This window comes from Algoriphagus sp. (genome assembly GCF_024642405.1).
Taxonomy (GTDB): Bacteria; Bacteroidota; Bacteroidia; order Cytophagales; family Cyclobacteriaceae; genus Algoriphagus.
Genome location: NZ_JAHEBC010000369.1, coordinates 1 through 3647, shown reverse-complemented (window position 1 = coordinate 3647; position 3647 = coordinate 1). Strand labels below are relative to the sequence as shown.

Annotated in this window: 5 protein-coding genes; all 5 read left to right on the top strand. The window is 37.3% G+C overall.

The genetic code is table 11. The features are described from left to right. Window positions 1-523 precede the first annotated feature (523 nt). Window positions 524-1162, top strand: a complete 639-nt coding sequence (locus Q0L68_RS17910) for a hypothetical protein (protein WP_296705630.1) — start codon at window positions 524-526, stop codon at window positions 1160-1162. 348 nt (window positions 1163-1510) lie between these two features. Beyond that, window positions 1511-1684 (top strand): hypothetical protein, encoded by a 174-nt coding sequence (locus Q0L68_RS17905; RefSeq protein WP_296705629.1) that lies wholly within the window; start codon window positions 1511-1513, stop codon window positions 1682-1684. A gap of 55 nt (window positions 1685-1739) precedes the next feature. Further along, on the top strand, window positions 1740-2618 hold the full coding sequence (locus Q0L68_RS17900) for an alpha/beta hydrolase (protein ID WP_296705628.1): 879 nt from the start codon (window positions 1740-1742) through the stop codon (window positions 2616-2618). Window positions 2619-2673: 55 nt separating this feature from the next. Then, window positions 2674-3009 (top strand): endonuclease/exonuclease/phosphatase family protein, encoded by a 336-nt coding sequence (locus tag Q0L68_RS17895; protein ID WP_296705627.1) that lies wholly within the window; start codon window positions 2674-2676, stop codon window positions 3007-3009. Further along, window positions 2915-3586 (top strand): endonuclease/exonuclease/phosphatase family protein, encoded by a 672-nt coding sequence (locus Q0L68_RS17890; RefSeq protein ID WP_296705626.1) that lies wholly within the window; start codon window positions 2915-2917, stop codon window positions 3584-3586. Before Q0L68_RS17895 ends, Q0L68_RS17890 begins: the two co-directional genes overlap by 95 nt. The last annotated feature ends 61 nt before the right edge of the window (window positions 3587-3647 follow it).

The following is a 3647-nucleotide window of genomic DNA, read 5'->3' as shown; positions in this document are numbered from 1 at the left end:
AAAATCGCATTTTCCCTCTATTTTTGCACCCTCTAGGTGTGTCTACGACAGTTGTCGGGAGTAACTAAACCTTTTTTTTGAATTTGAAATTTCTAACCCCTCCCCTCTGTCTCACTACCCACCTTGGGGGATAAAAAGAATCGCGAGATACTCTATTTGCATCAAGTGAGATACTAATTGGTTCAAGCTTTACTATTTTTAAATCTACTGATTACCAATAGTATAGCAAGTCTCCTAAGTTGTCAAATAGTTGCATCAACAGAAAAAATAGGCTATCTTATTTAGACAGGAATTTTGGAAATAATTGTATCCTATCCGAATAAGGATTTGCCAACACGACTTTTGGGGCTGCACTTTTTAGTCTTTTCAAGAAACAGGGAAGGCAATTTGTTGAGAAGGTCAATTTATAGTATTTCCTGGGCTTCAGATTTCTGAATAAGTTGACTCTAAGCTTCAGGTTGATTTTGAGAGCTTCAGTCCAAAATCCAGAAAAAATTTTATCCACTTTTAAACCAAAGGTATTATGTCGAAGAAAAAGTTCGGAAACATTGGGAATTTCAGCAGTAAAAATCTGAAAATCAATCCTATTGATATTCAAGTTACCCCCTCGAATCGAATCTCGAATACACAACTGAAAAAGCTCGATCCAAAGGGGATCGCAAACATACCAGCGCTTAGGGTTAATAGAAATGACTTGTTAAACTTGAAGGCAAACGAATCCTGGGAAATCACAGCTCAAAAAATGAAGGATAAAGATATGTATGTCGCTGAATATTTCGGATGGTATAGATCCGATCAAACAACTATTGATGTACATCCGGAAAACAAATATTATCCAAGGTTCCATAGTGGCATGCCTGGATTTCTACCTGAAATGAGATTCTTGGTTTTACGTTTCAGACCCGAAATGGGTAAGCGATATCGCGTGACCATTGAGTTAAAACCCGGAGTATATAGAAATAAAAAAGTAATAACCAATATCACGGGTAGAGCTACTGACACATGGTATATTAATTATCAATTTAATGAGGTGATGTTTGATTTTTTGGCCTCATCAAATGAGATTAAAATAAGTCCTATAATTGCCGGTTATGAGAATTATTATGTAAAATATCAGCCCTTACAGATTGAGAAAATTAATGTGGATAAGGTAGAAGGCTGATTCAGATCTAGATGGATAAATGTTTCTCACGCTAGGTGTAGTCCTCGACAGTTCTAGGCTGAAACTAAAACCTCAAAGTTATAAGTTTTTACAATCTGACTCTAATGGCTATTTTCTGGGGATTGGTAGGTTTTGGCTACCTATATTTGGGTGGATCCTCAGGAAGAATTAATTGGGATCTTATTGACTCAACTTAATCCTAACACCAATGACATGAATGTCAAATTCAAAAATCTGATGTATCAAGCTATAAATGATTAAACAATTGAAAAAATAGTTGATACTAGTAGATAAACTACATTTCAACACACTTTATCAAAAACATTGTATAACTCTCCCCACCGGTAGATGAGTTTGTCCAGACAATTGTCGGGGACAACACCTTTCTATTTATTGATCATCCTCCCAGTCATGGGAATTGGAGTAAAAATCCAAGCTAGAGATGTGATGGGTTATTTGTTGATCCCATTCCTGATATTTTTTATTCTATGGGCATTGATGGTTGTTTATGTGCCGATTTGAGTAGGGTTTTAATCACAAACATTTAGGCTTAAAAAGTAAAGCAAATCCCTACTGAGTGCATAAAAATGAAGATATTACAGTAAATAAATTGGTTGCAATGAAACTTACCGTATTAACACTATTCCTTTTATTAAACGCTCCTTGTGTAAACGCACAAGTAAAAATCTTCAAGGATATTGATTATATCAATGAATCTGATTACCAAGACGACAAAGATTTATTAGATATCTACCTACCCGAAGGCAAAAAAAATGTGCCTGTGATTGTTTATTTCCATGGAGGAGCTCTTTTAATGGGAGATAAAAGTTGGGGTGAAGATATCGGTAATAAATTAGCAGAATCAGGAATTGGTTTGGTGAGTGTCAACTACCGATTATCTCCCAATGTCCAGCACCCAGATCATGTAAAAGATGCCGCAGCAGCCTATGAATGGGTTAAAAATAACATAGAGGCCTATGGTGGAAATCCAGAACAAATCTATGTTGGAGGCCATTCTGCCGGTGCTTACCTCGCCGCGCTTCTATCAGTTGATTTTTCGCTTTTGCAAGCTAGGGGAATTCCAGGTTCCGACATTGCAGGGGCTATTCTTATCAGTCCGTTTTTGTATGTAGAAGAGACGGCTAAAGATCGCATCGCAATGGATTCAACCTACAAATCAATATGGGGAACTGATCCTGAAAATTGGTTAAAAGCTTCGGTAACACCACATATCTTACCCAATCGAGATAATATCTTGCTTATTTATGCCGATGGAGATGATGCTTGGAGAAAAGAACAAAACGAACGATTTGCTTCTGCCATGAGAGCGGCAGGCAATCTTAATGTATCCACAGAAGAAGTACCAAATAGAACTCATGGAACGATTCTTACTTCCATCCTTGCTACTGATGATAAAGTTGTAAGTTTGATAAGTGATTTTATTTTGAAAGATTAAATAAAATCTATTCCCAATTTTAGGATAGCATCTCCAATCAAAATTATCTTAATTAATGCGTCCATTTATTAGACCCTTATTTTTTGTGCTCTTCATTTTTGGATTTAGCCTTTCTGGATTTTCCCAAGAAGCAGAAAACCCACTTAAAGTTATGACCTACAATATCTGGAATGGCTTTGATTGGGGAAAGGATACTACTCGGCAAGAAAAGCTGATCCAATGGGTCAAAGCACAGGATCCAGATGTATTGGCCTTGCAGGAGCTTTGCGATTATACTGTGGATAAACTCAAAATAGATGCTGCCAAATGGGGGGCATCCCTATGTTCAGCTTTTAAAGGAAAAAGGCTATCCAACTGCCCTTACGTCCAAAGAACCCATTATTTTGATTGAAAGAGATGTGGATAACTTCTGGCATGGTCTCCTGCATGTGAAGACTTTCGGGATTGATTTCTTTGTGGTTCACCTATCTCCCCCAGATAGCGATACCCGTTTAATAGAAGCTAAACAGATAAAGTCCCGTATCAAAGAACTCCAAAATGACTCTTTCATTATATTGGGAGATTTCAATTCTCACTCCCCATTGGATGCCTATTGGCTGGAAACTAAAAAAGAACTGAAAGAAAAAATAGTGGGAAGTGATAATGAAAAATATTCCAATTTGAGACTAGGGGAATTTGATTATGCTCCCATGTCTGAGTTCCTTTCGTTCCCTGCCATCGATCTTAGCCTGGGAAAAGTAGATTTGGAAGAAAGTTTTACTTTTCCTACTCCTGCGCTTATTGGATTATATGATCAAACACCAGAGACCATCGTCCAAAACCGGGTAAGAATCGATTATATTTTGGCCAGTCCAAGCCTTGCAAAAACCTGCACCCAAGTAAGAATTTTCAATCAGGGAGTGCCTGAAACGCTTTCGGATCACTTTCCAGTAATGGTAGAGCTTCAGATATCTTCAGAAACTAAATAGATGCCGAAGAACAAAATCCCTCCCAGGTTTTTTAAAACCAATTACACAGAAAAATATTTGT

Coding starts and splice junctions, on each gene's coding strand:
- Q0L68_RS17910 (WP_296705630.1), top strand. CDS start 524: ATGTCGAAGAAAAAGTTCGGAAACATTGGGAATTTCAGCAGTAAAAAT.
- Q0L68_RS17890 (WP_296705626.1), top strand. CDS start 2,915: ATGCTGCCAAATGGGGGGCATCCCTATGTTCAGCTTTTAAAGGAAAAA.
- Q0L68_RS17905 (WP_296705629.1), top strand. CDS start 1,511: ATGAGTTTGTCCAGACAATTGTCGGGGACAACACCTTTCTATTTATTG.
- Q0L68_RS17895 (WP_296705627.1), top strand. CDS start 2,674: ATGCGTCCATTTATTAGACCCTTATTTTTTGTGCTCTTCATTTTTGGA.